Below are 17,194 nucleotides of genomic sequence, written 5' to 3' on the forward strand. Positions count from 1 at the left end.
AGACACTGCGGAGTGGTAGTTCAGTTGGTTAGAATACCGGCCTGTCACGCCGGGGGTCGCGGGTTCGAGTCCCGTCCACTCCGCCACTTATTTGAAAAAGCCCTAATCGAAAGATTAGGGCTTTTTTGCGTCTGAATAAAAGTAAAATGATGCAGAATAGACACAGCGAAGTGGTAGTTCAGTTGGTTAGGCTTTCTATTGGAGAGCTTAGCGGCCTGTCACACCGGGGGACGTGTTGCTCTCAAGGTTAATAGAAAGTCCCGTCCACTCCGCCACTATACTAAGAAGCCCTAATCGAAAGATTAGGGCTTTTATACGTCTGTATAAAAGTAAAATGATGCAGAATAGACACAGCGAAGTGGTAGTTCAGTTGGTTAGGCTTTCTATTGGAGAGCTTAGCGGCCTGTCACACAGGGGGACGTGTCGCTCTCAAGGTTAATAGAAAGTCCCGTTAACGTAGCCACTATACTAAGAAGCCCTAATCGAAAGATTAGGGCTTTTTTACGTCTGAATAAAAGTATAATTATACCGAATAGATACTGCGAAATAGGCAGTTTAGTTGATTAAGCTTTTTATCTCCTTCTTCATCCTGTATTCTTTTTATATCAATATTTCAAGGATGATTTTATGCGCTTCAAGCCTCTCCTGTTTTCTTCTATTTTTTTATATCTATCTTCTTCTGTGGCATTCGCTGATGAAACTCGCCCTAAAATTGGGTTGGTGCTTGCTGGCGGTGGAGCAAAGGGTGCAGCACATATTGGGGTACTTAAAGCACTAGAAGAAATGAAAATCCCCATTGATTATATTACAGGTACCAGTATGGGGGCTTATATTGGGGGGTTATATGCATCAGGGTTAAGTGCGGATGAAATCGAAATCTTTATTGATACTATTGATTGGAATAGCGGATTTGTTGATAAAGTTGAACGAAGTGAAAGACAAATTAGAGATAAGGAATATGAAGACCGTTATCAAATAGGGACAGATATTGGCTTCTCATTCACAGAACTAAAAGCACCAAAAGGCTTTGTTCAGGGCCAAAATATGGCCAAAATCCTGAGAACAACCTCTGGAAATGTTCCTTATTTAGAGTCATTTGATGATCTTCCTATCCCATTCAGAGCTGTTGCTACTGATATAGAGAAGCTAGAGCCTGTGATATTAGAACATGGCAATTTAGCAGAAGCAATGATGGCAAGTATGTCAGTTCCTGGAGCGCTTCCACCTGTTGAATATGAAGGGCGTTTGTTGGTTGACGGCGGTAGTGTAAATAATATGCCTGTGGATATAGCAAGGGAGATGGGGGCAGATATTATTATCGCTGTAGATATAGGTTCTGATTACTTAGAGGCAAAAGATATCTCCAGTTATTTATCTGTAATGGGGCAATTAACAAATTACATTGTAAAAAATAGCACCCTTCAGCAAGAAAAACTATTAGGTGAAAACGATATATTACTTTCTCCCCATGTAGGGAAGATGGAAACTGCAGAGTTTAGTAAGATGCCTTTTGCGTATGGAAAAGGTTATGATATCGCTTATGAACAGCATTTAGAGTTAGATAAATTGGTATTACCTACCGCTGAATATCAAACTTATTTAAAAGAAAAAGAACAAAAAACCAGTCAGTTAAAACGTGGTGATAATCTTAAAATAGATCATGTAACGTTAAATAATAACAGTTCATACAGTGAACGTATGTTATTTGAATATCTTCAAATAGATGAGGGTAAAACTTATACTTCAGAACAATTAGAAGCTAAAGTTAGAGCGCTGTATACGATTGATAGGTTTGAAAGAATAGATTATTTTTATCAGACAGCCAATGATGGATCTACAGAACTCGTTGTTGATGTAAATGAAAAAAGTTGGGGACCAAATTATTTAGATTTTCGTTTTTCATTAGAAGATGACTTTTATAATCAAAGTAAATACTCGCTTGGTTTTTCTATCAATTTTACAGATATTAACATAATTGGTTTATCTGAAAACAGTTCTGAGTTAAGGACAAATTTTGAATTAGGTACAGATAAGTTGATGCAAGCAGAGCTATATACGCCTTTTCTTAGTAATCAATTATTGTTTTCTTCTTTAAAAGGGACTTATAGCGTTACTCAAACTCAATTTAGGCCAACTCCTACTCTTGATAATATAGATAACTACCTACCAACTGAATATAACGAACTTGAATTTGAAGCATCTCTAGGTATACAACCCGCGCTTTGGAGTGATTTTAGGATCGGGGGGAGATATACAACGGGTGATTTAGTTTTAAATATTATTCCAGATTATAATAGTGATTATGAGAGACAAGGAATATTTGCACAATATCGTTTAGATACGTTGGATAATTTTACTTTTCCGACTAAAGGTTTTTATTTATTTACTGAGTATTTATATAGCGAAGATACATTAGGCGAAATTAGTAGTAGCGATACGATTGATGATTCAGTTGTAGAGTTAACCGTTAATGGGCGATTTGCTTATACAATAAAGCGTCATACTTTAGTCGTGCACGGTGAGTATGGTGTTGTAGAAAATAAAAATGGAGGTATTCCTCTTGAGCCTAAATCTCTGGGGGGCTTTCTACATTTATCAGGAATATCAAAAGACAGTTTATCTGGTGAGAATTTAGCATTTGCAAGTTTAGTTTATCGTTATCGTTTAATGGACAATGATTTTGGATTATTCCAGTCGCCTATATATTTAGGTGGATCTCTTGAGCAAGGAAGTGTCTGGAATGATGAACATTTTAGTGATGCCCCTATGTATGCAGCAGGCTCTATTTTTGCAGGAATAGACTCACCAATAGGCCCTATTATTTTCGCTTATGGTCGCACAGAGCAAAATCATGAATCAGTATATTTAAGTATTGGTGCAACTTTATAATGTTTAAAAGTGCGCCATAAGTCGTATGTTGTTTGATGTGGTGAGATTTTAATTTTGAGTTAAATTTGATATCATCTCGCCACATTTTTAGTCTATTCCGATACATATTCTCTTGTTTTATTGAGATTTATAACAGAATTAAAAAGTTAATGGATATAAACTGAATTGTTTCCAAGGATGTTTACTCATTAAGAGTAGACCAGAAAGTGAGGAATTAAGTCGTGCTTGAAGCTTATCGTAAACACGTCGAAGAACGTGCTTCAGAAGGCGTGGTCCCAAGACCACTGGATGCTGAGCAAGTAGCAGCATTAGTTGAATTAGTAAAAAATCCGCCTCAAGGCGAAGAAGAAGTTATTCTTGATTTACTAGAGAATCGTATTCCCCCTGGCGTTGATGAAGCCGCTTATGTTAAAGCTGGCTTCTTAACAGCAGTTACTAAAGGAGAAGTCTCTTCTCCACTTGTTAGTAAAGAAAAAGCAGCAGAATTACTTGGTACAATGCAAGGTGGTTATAATATAGAGCCTCTTGTTTCTTTATTAGATGATGCTGAACTTGCACCAATTGCCGTTAAAGCACTATCGCACACACTTTTGATGTTTGATGCTTTTTATGACGTAGAAGAAAAAGCAAAATCAGGTAATGTTTCAGCGCAGCAAGTACTTCAATCATGGGCTGATGCAGAATGGTTTACATCAAAAGATAAAGTAGCTGAAAAGATCACAGTAAAAGTATTTAAAGTCACAGGTGAAACGAACACCGATGATCTTTCTCCTGCACCAGATGCATGGTCGCGTCCTGATATTCCTGTACATGCAAAAGCAATGTTGAAAATGGAACGTGATGGTATCACTCCAGATGAACAGGGTAGCGTTGGTCCTATTACTCAAATCGAAGAAATGCAAAAAGACGGCATCCCATTAGCTTATGTTGGTGATGTTGTTGGTACGGGGTCTTCTCGTAAATCTGCAACAAACTCAGTGCTTTGGTTTATGGGGGAAGATATCCCATTCGTGCCAAATAAACGCACTGGTGGTGTTTGTTTAGGCGGTAAGATCGCTCCAATTTTCTATAATACGATGGAAGATTCTGGCGCATTACCGATTGAGCTTGATGTTCAAAACATGAATATGGGAGATATTATTGATATTTTCCCTTATGAAGGTGTTGTTCGTAAAAATAATGAAGAGATCTCTAGTTTTAAACTAGGGAAAGTATTGCTTGATGAAGTTCGTGCAGGTGGTCGTATTCCACTGATCATTGGTCGTGGTTTAACAAGTCGTGCTCGTGACTCTCTAGGTTTAGAAGAAACCGATCTATTTGCTAAGCCAATTGATCCATCTGCATCTGATAAAGGCTACACGCTAGCTCAGAAGATGGTTGGTAAAGCATGTGGTGTTGAAGGTGTGCGTGCTGGTCAATATTGTGAGCCTAAGATGACAACGGTAGGCTCTCAGGATACGACGGGTCCTATGACACGTGATGAGCTTAAAGATCTTGCATGTCTTGGTTTCTCTGCGGATCTTGTGATGCAATCTTTCTGTCACACATCGGCATACCCAAAACCTGTTGATGTAAACACGCATCACACGCTACCTGATTTTATTATGAACCGTGCAGGTGTTTCACTGCGTCCGGGTGATGGTGTTATCCACTCATGGTTAAACCGTATGCTCCTACCTGATACTGTTGGTACTGGTGGTGACTCGCATACTCGTTTCCCTCTAGGTATTTCGTTCCCTGCAGGCTCAGGTCTAGTGGCATTTGCAGCAGCAACAGGTGTTATGCCTCTTGATATGCCTGAATCTATTTTGGTTCGTTTTAAAGGTGAAATGCAACCGGGCATCACGCTACGTGACTTGGTACACGCGATTCCGTTATATGGGATCAAGCAAGGTCTACTAACGGTAGAGAAAGCAGGTAAGATCAACGAATTCTCTGGTCGAGTACTAGAAATTGAAGGCGTTGAACACTTATCTGTTGAACAAGCATTTGAGCTTTCTGATGCGTCTGCTGAGCGTTCAGCAGCAGGTTGTACAGTTAAACTATCTCAAGAGTCTATTGAAGAATACTTGAATTCAAATATCGTTATGCTTAAGTGGATGATTGCTGAAGGCTATGGTGATGTTCGTACTATCGAACGCCGTATTACTGCAATGGAAGAGTGGTTAGCTAACCCTGAGTTACTGTCTGCTGATTCAGATGCTGAATACGCTCACGTTATCGAAATTGATCTTGCCGACATCGATCAGCCAATCTTATGTGCACCAAATGATCCAGATGATGCTCGTCTTCTTTCTGACGTTCAGGGCACTGAGATTCAAGAAGTGTTCATCGGTTCTTGTATGACGAATATCGGTCACTTCCGTGCTGCTGGTAAGATGCTTGAAGAGTTCAATGGTTCGCTGAGCACTCGTTTATGGGTGGCTCCGCCAACTAAGATGGATAAAGATCAGCTAACAGAAGAAGGCTACTATGGCATCTTCGGCCGCGCTGGGGTTCGTATTGAAACTCCGGGTTGTTCACTATGTATGGGTAATCAGGCACGTGTGGCAGACAAGTCGACAGTAATGTCTACGTCTACTCGTAACTTCCCGAACCGTTTGGGTACAGGTGCGAATGTTTACCTAGCATCTGCTGAACTTTCTGCGGTTGGTGCAATTCTTGGTCGTATCCCGACGAAGGAAGAGTATCTAGAGTACGCTGATAAGATTAATGCAACCGCTGCAGATACCTACCGTTATCTGAACTTCCATAAAATGGGAGCATATACAGAGAAAGCGGATACGGTTATTTTCCAAGAGCCAGCTTAACCTTATCTTCATAAATACAAAAAGCAGCCAATGGGCTGCTTTTTTATTTAGAGAGCTGGATACTTACCTATTTCATTGAATATATTGCTGCAACATTACGAGCGGTATTTTCTACGTTAATAGCGGCTTCTTTTAATGCAAGCTCAAGAGACACTGAGCGAGGCACAACACTAAATACTGCATCAATACCATACTCATGAACAATTGCACAATCATCAGATAAACAACCTGCAATACCAATAACAGGTAAATCAAATTTTTTCGCTGTTCTTGCTACGCCAATCGGTGTTTTTCCATGAATAGTTTGGCTATCGATTCGACCTTCTCCAGTGATAACAAGATCGGCACTTGATACAACATCTGATAGATTTACGGCATCCATTACGATTTCAATACCAGGACGCAGAGTTGCACTAAATAAACCAAGTAAGGCGGCACCAAGCCCACCTGCAGCGCCAGCTCCGGCTGTGTCTTTTACGTCTTTACCAAGTTGATCTTTCATTATATCGGCATAATGGCTTAGATTGTTATCTAACGTGGTAACCATCTCAGGAGTTGCCCCTTTTTGTGGGCCAAACACGAAAGAAGCACCTTTAGGTCCACACAGTGGGTTATCAACATCGCATGCAACTTCAAGTGTAATATCATCAAGACGAGGATCTTTATTTGATGTATCGATCGTTACAAGCTGTGCTAACGAATCTCCACCAAAAGCAAGATCATTACCATCTTTATCCAGAAGTTTGATACCAAGTGCTTGAGCCATGCCAATGCCGCCATCATTAGTCGCACTACCACCGATTCCTACAATGATGTGTTTTACACCTTTATCAAGCGCCGCTTTAATTAGTTCGCCAGTACCATAAGTGGTGGTATTTAGAGGGTTACGTAAACTTGGTTCAACAAGGTGTAAACCTGATGCCGCTGCCATCTCGATAATGGCTGTTTGACCATCGCCAAATAATCCATAAAAACCAGTAATTTGTTCACCAAGAGGCGCAGTTACTGTGTGCTCGATAATTGAGCCTCCAGTTGCATCAATCAGTGATTGAACCGTACCTTCACCACCATCGGCCATAGGTAACTTTATATATTCAGCATGAGGTAATACTTGTTTAAATCCAGCTTCAATGGCCGTAGCGACTTCCATCGCCGTTAAACTTTCTTTGTAAGAGTCAGGAGCAATAACGATTTTCATAATATAGCCTTATTAAACAAATAAACCGAAGACGCCAAAGATGAGGGTTGAAACCGTTGCGATCATTAGACCAACAGCTGATTCGTATGGAATAAGTTTTAAACGCTCTTTAATATCCATGTGTACAGCGCCACCAGTTGCATGGAAGAAACTACCGTGTGGCATGTGATCTAATACGGTTGCACCAGCGTGAATCATTGCAGCACCAGCAAGAGCAGGAACACCAAGCTCTAAAATTGTGTGACTAAATACACTCGCAGCAACGGCAGTACCTGCGGTTGTTGATGCTGTTGCTAACGACATCATGGCTCCGGAAATAGGGGCAAGTAGATAAGATGGAAGGCCAGAAGCCGTTAAAATATCTATAAGGCCAGATTTCAACCCTGAGTTTGCAATGATGCCTGCTAATGTACCTGTACCAAGTAACATTACAGCAACAGGGGCCATACGAGTTAAACCAGAGACTGCAAAATGATTGGTATCTCTAAAGCGTCCCATTGCAACAGCACCCAGTAAGCCACCTAAAGGAAGTGCTATGAGAGGATCGACATTAATACCCGCTATTGGGCGCAGGGCTAAAAGGCTGATTGCAACAAGAGGAGCTACGATAGAAGTCGTAAAACTAGGTAGGCGAGAATGATCAACAGAAACTACTTCATGAGCTTGGACTTTGCTGCCTTTATTGACAAGTTTTTTAGCGATGAAATAAGCAAACACTAACCCAAATAATCCAGGGATAACACCAGCTGCCATCACTGAAGTTAAAGGCACATTAAAAGCATCGGCTGCCGCAATCGCATTTGGGTTAGGTGACATTACGTTACCAGCTTTACCGCCGCCAACCATCGCTAATAAGATAGTCATTTTAGATAGGTCAGCACGCTGAGCAATCGCAAGTGCAATAGGAGCAACAGTAATTACAGCAACGTCTACGAAAACCCCCACAGCCGTTAAGATCATTGTTGCAACCGCTAATGCCAGCAGTGCTCTGGTTTCGCCTACTTTTTTTACTATGGTTTCTGCAATAGAGGTTGCCGCACCTGATTCAATTAATACACCAGCAAGAACACCAGCGGCAAGAATTCGTAAAACAGCGGTAACAATTCCTTGAGCACCGCCAATCATCAAGTTAACTGTATCTGTTAATGAAACGCCACCGACAATACCACCAATTAGAGCACCAATAATCATGCCATAAGCAGGCGGGACCTTTTTAAGGATGAGGGCGATAGCAACAACGAGCGCTGAAATAGCGCCTAGGGTAGATACTTCGATCATATTAACGTTCCATTTAATAATTAAGATGTCGGTAATCTAACGTTATCGTTATCAATATGCTTTAGTCGAATGCCCAAATTTCATGAGTTAAATATTTAATTCATTATGCAGTTGCACAAATTGAGTGTTATTTATTACTCATTAATGAAGCAAGATATAAATAGGTAGAATCATTTATCTTATTGATATCTAAGCCAGTTTCTTTGTTTATTTTATCAAGTCGATAACGAAGTGTATTTCTATGAATATGGAGTGATTTACAGGTTTGAGCTGAATCACAATTATGATTAAAAAAGGCTTTAAGGGTTTTGAATAATATCCCTTTAGGATCTGCTTTTTGAAGATTAACGATAGGTTGCTTTAATTGTTCCATTCGCCAAGTATCGGATTTTAGTCCATTAATTAAAACGGGTAACTTGTTATCTTGGAAAAATAAAATGCGATGTTTAGCATTAGCAGTACTCATGGTCGCTTTTGCTGTCATATAAGATTGCGCTAGTCCTTCTAGATTTGGAAAGTAATCACCCAATGCTATTTTTATTGTGAATTTCTCATCATGGGAGATGCGTTGAAATAATTGGCGGATCCTTTTTTCTTCATGGCTTCTATTCCATCCTGTATCCGTTAATGTAATTGGCTTTAATACCACAACTTCGTTTAAGGTCACGGAGCTGATTGCCACTAAATTATCGCGCTCTGGATATTCTAATAAATGAACTAATTTTTGAAGATGGCTGAGAGAAAGGTTTTCACCATTAAAAGAATCTACCTTAATGATGGTTGCGATTCGTGGTTGATTAAGATCGAGTTCTAATCGTTCAGCAATTGAATAAAGCTGTTGTGTATTTAAGTCTGATGGTTGAATTAATTGTAGAACTAATTCTTCTTTGTGACGTTTAGACCACTGGATTTCTGTCATTAAAGCGGCTTGCTCAATGATAAGTTCGGCGGTCATTTTTACTAACTCACCGTACTGTTGGATTTCTGAAGGTTTTCCAGAAATACCAACAACCCCAATAACCTTATTTTGAAACACAATGGGTAAGTTAATTCCAGCTTTTACACCACGTAATTGTTGAGCTGTAGAGTAATCGATTTCAACTTCTCGGTTTTCATTAATAGCAAGTATCGCCCCTTCATGGCGACAGTTTAATCTTGATGGGTCCCCTGAACCAATAATCACACCATACTCATCCATCACATTGACAGAGTGTTTGATAATTTTCATTGAACGCTCAACAATTTGTTTGGCGATCATTGTGGTTAACTGCATCTTTAAACCTTTTAGCTATTAAGAAAGGAGGGAGTTAGCTATAAAAAAAATAGGGATAAGATTATACTGGAGTAAAAGAGCTCGGCATTGTCTTTGATCCAAAACGTGTGAGTTAACGCCGATATAATTGTTAGGATATCCGATGGATTACGAATTTAAGAAAAATACCCTTGAGGGTACATACCATGCGAATTTTTCTATGGGGCATGAAGCCATGGGACGTTGGTTAGTTGAAGATGTAGCGAAAAATACGGATTTACTCGCAGAAATATATAAGCACATTGCTTTAATTAAAAATACACAGGATGAGTGGACGTTATCAGGCAAGGTGATGACATTAGTATTGAGCGATCAAGAAGTCATTGTTCAAGAGAACGCATTGTTTGAACAATCTGATGAAGAGTTCGAAGAAGATATTCATATGTATGATGATGAATGTATATCAGTATGTGGATTAGAAGATTTTGAAACTATGCTTCAAAGTTGGGAAGCATTTATAAATCGCTTTTAATCTAATGCTCATTGATAGGGAAAGGCTGCACTATATTAGTGCGGCCTTTTTTGTTTTGTTACTCTGCAATCCCCTATCTTATTGAATAATAATTATTTTTAATGTTGGCATACCGATTGAATTGTTAAGAATAAGTAACAAATAAATTCAAGGGACTGAGCTATGAAAATAATTAACGCCATAATCAAACCATTTAAATTAGACGATGTTAGAGAAGCGCTTGCTGATGCTGGAGTAGATGGCATGACCGTTTCAGAAGTGAAAGGGTTTGGACGTCAAAAAGGTCATACTGAACTATATCGAGGGGCTGAGTATCAAGTCGATTTTCTTCCAAAAGTAAAATTAGAAATAGCCGTTCAAGCTGAAGGGGTTGATCGTATTGTTGAAGCGATCAGCAAAGCGGCGCACACAGGTAAGATTGGTGATGGAAAGATTTTTGTTTATGACCTTCAGCAAGCTGTGCGTATTCGTACTGGTGAAACCGATACCGAAGCACTTTAAGGATAGAGGACAATATTATGGAACTTTCAACAACAGTATCAGAACTTCGTTATGCGTTAGATACCTTCTTCTTTTTGATGTCAGGTGCATTAGTTATGTGGATGGCAGCAGGGTTTGCCATGCTAGAAGCTGGTTTAGTTCGTTCAAAAAATACAACAGAGATACTAACTAAAAATATCTGTTTATATGCAATCGCTTGTACCACGTATTTAGTGGTTGGTTATAACATTATGTATGTTGATAACGGCTCAGGTGGTTTTTTACCTTCGATAGGAACCTTAATTGGTACACAGGCTGAAGGTGCCGATCATTCACTAGAATCAGACTTTTTCTTTCAAGTGGTATTTGTAGCTACAGCGATGTCAGTAGTTTCAGGAGCGGTTGCTGAGCGTATGAAGCTATGGTCATTCCTTATTTTTTCAGCGATTTTAACCGCTTTTATTTATCCAATGGAAGGGTATTGGACATGGGGTGGTGGCTTCCTATCAGAAGCAGGATTCAGTGATTTTGCTGGATCAGGTATCGTTCATATGGCTGGTGCATCTGCGGCGCTTGCAGGCGTTCTATTACTAGGGGCTCGTAAAGGTAAGTACGGTAAGAAAGGTCAAATATATCCAATTCCAGGTTCAAATATGCCTTTAGCTACACTGGGGACTTTTATTTTATGGTTTGGTTGGTTTGGTTTTAATGGTGGTTCTCAGTTAATGGTTTCTGACTTTGAGAATGCAACTGCGGTTGGCCAGATCTTTTTGAATACGAATGCAGCTGCGGCGGCAGGAGCAATTACGGCATTATTTGTATGTAAGAGCACATGGGGTAAAGCTGATTTAACTATGGTATTAAATGGGGCATTAGCAGGTTTAGTTGCTATCACGGCAGATCCGTTATCACCGTCACCATTAGCAGCTGTAAGTGTTGGTGCAGTAGCTGGAGCTCTGGTTGTATTTAGTATTGTTGGTTTTGATAAAATTAAAATTGATGATCCTGTAGGTGCTATTTCTGTTCATGGTGTGTGTGGCTTCTTTGGTTTAATGGTGGTTCCTTTGAGTAACTCTGATGCCACATTTGGAGCGCAACTACTTGGTGCTGTTGTGATCTTTGCATGGGTATTTGGCGCAAGTTTAGTTGTATGGGCGGTATTGAAAGCGACAGTCGGCATTCGAGTGACAGAGGAAGAGGAGCTTGAAGGTATGGATGTACATGATTGTGGTATCGATGCTTACCCAGAGTTTGTAAGTGTAAAATAGAAAGTTAATATTTCCTTACAAATTCAAGAGCCCTAATGCGCAAGTATTGGGGCTCTTTTTTATAAAAAAGAAAATTGGATCATTGTCTTTTTTAAATCTCTTCGTATAATACCGTTATTGATAATTATTATTATTACCATTTGTAAGTAAAGATTTTAAAGGAATAACATGAAAAAATTACTATCAGTTTCTGCTTTAATTGCAGGTATGTTTGCACCAAGTGTTATGGCTGCTGAAGAAGTTAACGTCTACTCTTATCGCCAACCTTTCTTAGTTGAGCCAATGTTCAAAGAGTTCACAAAAGAGACTGGTATTCAGGTTAATGTTAAGTTTGCTAAAAAAGGCCTAGCTGAGAAATTGGCTCAAGAAGGGGAATTAAGCCCAGCAGATGTTATTTTAACAACTGATATTAGCCGTTTAGCTGAATTAACTAATAAAAATTTAGTTCAACCTGTTGATAGTAAAGTTATTGATGCAAATGTTCCTGCACAATATCGTGATGCTGAAGATGAGTGGTTTGCTCTAACACTTCGCGCTCGTAACGTTTATTCATCTCGTGACCGTGTGGGTAAATTAGGTGCTGATTTTGATTATGCTGATTTAGCTAAGCCAGAATGGAAAGGTAAGATTTGTACTCGTAGTGGTAAACACCCTTACAATGTATCTCTTGTTTCTTCAATGATTGCTCATCATGGTGAAGCAGAAGCGAAAACGTGGTTAGAAGGCGTAAAATCAAACCTTGCTCGTAAACCACAAGGCAATGATCGTGCACAAGTGAAAGCAATTAAAGAAGGTCTTTGTGATCTTGCTTTAGGTAATAGCTACTACTTAGGCAAAATGGTTAACGATCCAAAACAAGTTTCTTGGGCTGAGTCGGTATACATCAACTTCCCAAATCAAAATACTGACGGTACACATGTGAATGTGAGTGGTATGGCGATGGCAAAATACGCACCAAATAAAGATAATGCATTAAAATTAATGGAGTTCTTAACTGGTGATGTAGCACAAGGTATGTACGCTGAAGTTAACTATGAATACCCTGTAAAACCAGGAGTTAAGCGTTCTGATTTAGTCGCTTCTTGGGGTGACTTTAAAGCCGATACACTTTCTTTAGATGAGATCGCAGATAATCATACAAAAGCAATTAAGCTTTTAGATGAAGTTAAATTCGATCTTTAATTTGATATTTAAAAATGGTGAGGTAACAATACCTCATCATTTTTATAAGAGCCTTGCAGTTTAGGCAATGAAAGAAAAATTATTATTTTGGAAAACCAGTAGCTGGAGTCTTTCTCTATTACTGGTTTTACCGATCTTAGCGATCCTATACACAGCATTAGGTAATACAGATGATATATTTACTCATCTGTTTAATACTGTGCTTCCTACATACACACTCAACACGGTTTTATTAGTGTTTGGTGCGATGTTCTTCTCTCTTATTTTGGGTGTTCCTTCTGCGTGGTTTATGGCTATGTGCCGTATTCCTAGCTCTTCCATTTTACAATGGGCTTTGGTTTTGCCTCTTGCTATGCCTGCTTATATCGTTGGGTACATCTATACGGATTGGTTAGATTTTGCTGGTCCAATACAAGTGTTATTACGTGATATTTTTGGCTGGCAGTCTTATAGCGATTATTGGTTCCCAGATATTCGTACATTAACTGGTGCCATCTTAGTGATGTCTTTAGTTTTGTACCCTTATGTATATTTATTAGCTCGCGCAGCTTTTATGGAGCAAAACATCAGTTTGTTACAATCAGCACGCTTACTAAAATGTACACCTTGGGAAAGTTTTAAACGTATTTCTTTACCTCTTGCTAGACCATCGATTGCTGTTGCACTGTCATTAGTTGCAATGGAGGCATTAGGGGATTTTGGTACTGTGAGCTATTTTGCGGTTAATACGTTAACGACTGCGGTTTATGATACTTGGCTTGGTTATTCAAATTTGAATGCGGCAGCTAAGGTTTCTGCTTTTATGCTGATGGGTATTTTATTGTTGATCAGTGGTGAACGTTATAGCCGCCGTAAACAAAAAATGTTCCAAGAAAAATTTAATACTAGCGAGGAATTTCAATATCAATTGCATGGTTGGAAAAAGTGGAGCGCCTTTATTTGGTGTTGGGGACTTGTTTCGATAGCTTTTATTTTCCCATTAATGCAGTTAATCAGTTATGCCATTGATTATTTTGAGCAAAGTTGGACTGCAGAATTTCAAGAATATGCCATCAATAGTTTATATGTCTCCAGTATTTCTGCCGTTATTGCCGTAATCATTGCTGTTGTGGTTAATTTCTTACGTCGCTTAAAGCCTGCGAGTAAATGGAGCGTTATTCCTATGCGTTTGGCTTCATTGGGTTATGCTGTACCAGGAACGGTTTTAGCTATTGGCGTTATGCTACCAATGATTGGTTTGGACCATTTTATTAATGATGTATCAAAACAGCTTGGCTTTGGGGTTATTGGGCTGATTTTCTCGGGCTCTATTTTTGCGTTAATTTTTGCTTCTGTAACTCGATTTTCAGCGGTCGCTATCGGTTCTATTGAAAGTAACTTAAATAAGATACCGCCTTCATTAGATATGGCTTCTCGCACATTGGGATGTGGGACTTGGTCTATGCTGCGTCGAGTGCACTTTCCACTGATTCGTCGAGGGTGTTTAATTGCGGGGCTTCTAGTGTTCATAGAAACAATGAAAGAGCTCAACGCAGCATTATTATTGCGTCCATTTAATTTTGAAACACTGGCAACTTACGTGTTTAATTTTGCTTCTGATGAGCAACTAGAAATCGCAGCGATGCCTGCGGTGCTATTGGTTTTAGTGGGGTTAATTCCATTAATTATTGTTAACCGTTCTTTGGAGCAACATCATTAATGAAGTCTGCATTATCTATTTCAAATTTGACTTGTCGCTATCACGATCAAGATATCTTATCTCAGCTTTCATTAAATGTTGAACAAGGTGAGATCGTTTGTTTACTTGGTGCAAGTGGGTGTGGAAAAACGACGTTATTAAAATCCATTGCAGGTCTGTTGCCTTTATCGTCTGGTGAGATGAACTTAAATGGTAAGGTGATAACGGATAACAATACTTGGTTACCACCAGAGCAAAGAAACATCGGCATGATTTTTCAAGATTATGCACTTTTCCCTCATTTGACGGTGACTCAAAATATTGGTTTTGGCTTAAAGGATTGGGATAAGAAAAAAGCCGATGATAAAGTTGAGTCGATGTTACACCTAGTTCATTTAAGCGGATTTGGTGATCGTTATCCTCATCAATTGTCTGGTGGACAACAACAGCGTGTCGCCATTGCGCGAGCGTTGGCGAGTGAACCTGATTTACTTTTACTTGATGAGCCATTTTCAAATATTGATACACAAGTACGTCATGACTTGATTAAAGAGATCCGTCGAATTTTTAAGGCTCAAGGTGTGACGGCTATTTTTGTTACTCACAGTCGTGAAGAAGCCTTTGCTTTTTCAGATAAATTAGCAGTAATGAATCATGGCGTGATTGAACAGTTTGGTAGCTCTAACGATTTATATTACTCCCCTAATAGTCGCTTTGTTGCTGATTTTTTAGGTGGTGGTTCTTATGTGTCTGGTACGATTAACCAGAATGGAAATATAGAGACTCAAGTTGGTTTCATCTCTTGTGGTAGAAGCACAACGGAAGCCGATAAAAAAGCGGAAGTGTTATTACGACCACAAAATATTACCTTATATCGTGATGCAAACGGTGAGGCGATAGTGAAAGAGCTGCAATTTATGGGGGATACGTGTCGTTATGTTATCGATAGTGATGGTGTGGAATTAATCGCTGTTTCTAATGATTCATTAACGATAGGTGAAAAGGTGAAATTTGAAATCAAACCGCACTGCCCAATTGTTTTTGTTCAGGATTAATATCAGTAGTATAAAAAGAACCCAGCTAACAGACTCTTATATTAGCTGGGTTAATTCTTTAGAGATCTTGTTTTAGTTAAAACGTAGAAACTAAAGAGAAAGGAAAGCTTTCATTTCATTAAGTACTTTTTCTGCTGTTGGTTTGTCTTCCATCTCTGCAAAAATACGTAATAATGGTTCGGTACCAGAGAAACGAGCAATAACCCAACCGCCATTTTTAAAGTAAACTTTTGCACCATCTTCATAGCTTACTTTTTCTATTTCATATTCAAATTCAGGCAGTTGCTTCTCTACATAAATTTTATTATATAGGGCTTCTTTTTCTGCTGGTTTAAAGGTGCAATCGCCTTCTGCTGTATAGGCGTAACCGTATTTAGCGTAAATCTCATCAAGCATTTCAGATAGTTTTTTACCTGTAACACTGATCATTTCAACTAATAAGCTAGAAGCGAATACGCCATCTTTACCTTTAATATGTCCACGAATGGTTAAACCACCAGAACTTTCACCACCGATTAAAGAGTCATCCGCTTCCATTTGAGAGCTGATGTGCTTAAAGCCTACAGGAACCTCAAAGCATTTTTCACCATGATCTGCTGCGACTTTATCAAGTAAGTGAGTCGTTGCAATATTACGAACCACTGAGCCTTTCCAGCCTTTGTACTCAAGTAAATAGTAGTAAAGGAGAATTAGGACTTCATTAGGGTGAATAAAGTTACCTTTTTCATCGATAATACCTAGACGGTCAGCATCTCCATCAGTACCAATACCAATGTCATAACCTTCGTGTGCAACTAAGTGTTTTAAGCGATACAAAGTAGCAGCACTTGGCGATGGCATTAAGCCTCCAAATGCAGGATTTTCACCATCGTTGATAACGTCAACATCGCAACGACCATTAATTAACACCGTTTGAAGCGCATTTTTTGCTACACCAAACATTGGATCGATAAGTACACGTAAGTTGGCTTTTTTAATTGATTCGATATCAATAAAATCGATGATTGAGTCAACAAATGCGTTCATTGGGTTAATGATTTCAATTTTTCCCGCAGTAACCGCTTCTTCAAATTCTAATGCATTAACATCTTGTTGAGTTAAATGAGCAATTTGTTGTTCGATTTTTTGGGTAATGATTTCATCGGCGTCACGACCACCTTCGATGAACACTTTCACACCGTTGTAGTCTGCAGGGTTATGAGATGCAGTGATACAAGCTGAATAGATACAACCCATCTCTTTTGTTTGGAACATAACGATAGGGGTTGGAACAAACTTATCAATAAAACTTACTTTAATGCCATTGGCTGCAACAACTTCTGCAAACCATTTTCCTGCTTTATCTGATAAGAAGCGACGGTCAAAACCAATAACAAACCCTTTATCTTGGACTTGTTCGTTAATCATAATATTTGATAGTGCTTGAGCAACAAGACGTACGTTGTCTTTGGTAAATTCTTCACCAATAAATGCGCGCCAACCACCTGTACCAAATTGAATCATAGTAAATTCCTTTTATAGTAAGGCACCAAAATAAGGTGCCTTACTTTTGTCTATAAAACTTAGCTCATC

General features: G+C 39.1%; 12 protein-coding genes and 1 tRNA gene. 9 read left to right on the top strand and 4 right to left on the bottom strand.

Annotation, left to right across the window (positions count from 1 at the left end; translation table 11 throughout):
* Positions 1 to 9: 9 nt before the first annotated feature.
* The 3 genes from HC728_RS17990 to acnB all read left to right on the top strand — a co-directional run bounded on the left by HC728_RS17990 (position 10) and on the right by acnB (position 5,699).
* A tRNA-Asp gene (locus HC728_RS17990) sits at positions 10 to 86 on the top strand.
* A gap of 541 nt (positions 87 to 627) precedes the next feature.
* Positions 628 to 2,889 carry a patatin-like phospholipase family protein gene (locus tag HC728_RS17995; RefSeq protein ID WP_190395843.1) on the top strand — a complete coding sequence of 754 codons (2,262 nt, stop codon included), beginning with the start codon at positions 628 to 630 and terminating at the stop codon, positions 2,887 to 2,889.
* Positions 2,890 to 3,110: 221 nt separating this feature from the next.
* A complete protein-coding gene (gene acnB / locus HC728_RS18000) occupies positions 3,111 to 5,699 on the top strand; it encodes a bifunctional aconitate hydratase 2/2-methylisocitrate dehydratase (RefSeq protein WP_190395844.1) in 2,589 nt (862 codons plus the stop codon).
* A 67-nt stretch (positions 5,700 to 5,766) separates the two neighbouring features.
* Here acnB and HC728_RS18005 read toward each other — a convergent pair whose 3' ends face one another.
* The 3 genes from HC728_RS18005 to HC728_RS18015 form a co-directional block, all read right to left on the bottom strand.
* Positions 5,767 to 6,897, bottom strand: coding sequence for a glycerate kinase (locus tag HC728_RS18005; protein WP_017019164.1), 1,131 nt, complete (start codon positions 6,895 to 6,897; stop codon positions 5,767 to 5,769).
* Positions 6,898 to 6,909: 12 nt separating this feature from the next.
* A complete protein-coding gene (locus tag HC728_RS18010) occupies positions 6,910 to 8,175 on the bottom strand; it encodes a GntP family permease (RefSeq protein WP_190395845.1) in 1,266 nt (421 codons plus the stop codon).
* A 127-nt stretch (positions 8,176 to 8,302) separates the two neighbouring features.
* The gene (locus HC728_RS18015) at positions 8,303 to 9,448 is read right to left on the bottom strand and encodes a sugar diacid recognition domain-containing protein (protein ID WP_190395846.1); all 1,146 of its coding nucleotides are present in this window, start codon (positions 9,446 to 9,448) and stop codon (positions 8,303 to 8,305) included.
* Between the two features lie 142 nt (positions 9,449 to 9,590).
* Here HC728_RS18015 and HC728_RS18020 point away from each other — a divergent pair, with 142 nt between their 5' ends.
* The 6 genes from HC728_RS18020 to HC728_RS18045 all read left to right on the top strand — a co-directional run bounded on the left by HC728_RS18020 (position 9,591) and on the right by HC728_RS18045 (position 15,622).
* On the top strand, positions 9,591 to 9,959 hold the full coding sequence (locus HC728_RS18020) for a YacL family protein (protein WP_005420832.1): 369 nt from the start codon (positions 9,591 to 9,593) through the stop codon (positions 9,957 to 9,959).
* A gap of 162 nt (positions 9,960 to 10,121) precedes the next feature.
* Complete coding sequence (locus HC728_RS18025; RefSeq protein WP_005420830.1) at positions 10,122 to 10,460, top strand: P-II family nitrogen regulator; 339 nt, start codon at positions 10,122 to 10,124, stop codon at positions 10,458 to 10,460.
* 17 nt (positions 10,461 to 10,477) lie between these two features.
* Positions 10,478 to 11,707 carry an ammonium transporter gene (locus HC728_RS18030; RefSeq protein WP_011262597.1) on the top strand — a complete coding sequence of 410 codons (1,230 nt, stop codon included), beginning with the start codon at positions 10,478 to 10,480 and terminating at the stop codon, positions 11,705 to 11,707.
* A 168-nt stretch (positions 11,708 to 11,875) separates the two neighbouring features.
* The gene (locus HC728_RS18035; protein WP_012533191.1) at positions 11,876 to 12,889 is read left to right on the top strand and encodes a Fe(3+) ABC transporter substrate-binding protein; all 1,014 of its coding nucleotides are present in this window, start codon (positions 11,876 to 11,878) and stop codon (positions 12,887 to 12,889) included.
* A 67-nt stretch (positions 12,890 to 12,956) separates the two neighbouring features.
* Positions 12,957 to 14,588, top strand: a complete 1,632-nt coding sequence (locus HC728_RS18040) for an iron ABC transporter permease (protein ID WP_065604272.1) — start codon at positions 12,957 to 12,959, stop codon at positions 14,586 to 14,588.
* A complete protein-coding gene (locus tag HC728_RS18045; RefSeq protein WP_190395847.1) occupies positions 14,588 to 15,622 on the top strand; it encodes an ABC transporter ATP-binding protein in 1,035 nt (344 codons plus the stop codon). Before HC728_RS18040 ends, HC728_RS18045 begins: the two co-directional genes overlap by 1 nt.
* A 90-nt stretch (positions 15,623 to 15,712) precedes the next feature.
* Here the strand turns inward: HC728_RS18045 and HC728_RS18050 are convergent, their stop codons facing one another.
* Positions 15,713 to 17,125 (bottom strand): phosphoglucomutase/phosphomannomutase family protein, encoded by a 1,413-nt coding sequence (locus tag HC728_RS18050; protein WP_005420824.1) that lies wholly within the window; start codon positions 17,123 to 17,125, stop codon positions 15,713 to 15,715.
* Between the last annotated feature and the right edge of the window lie 69 nt (positions 17,126 to 17,194).

This window comes from Aliivibrio sp. S10_S31 (assembly GCF_014694495.1).
Taxonomy (GTDB): domain Bacteria; phylum Pseudomonadota; class Gammaproteobacteria; order Enterobacterales; family Vibrionaceae; genus Aliivibrio; species Aliivibrio fischeri.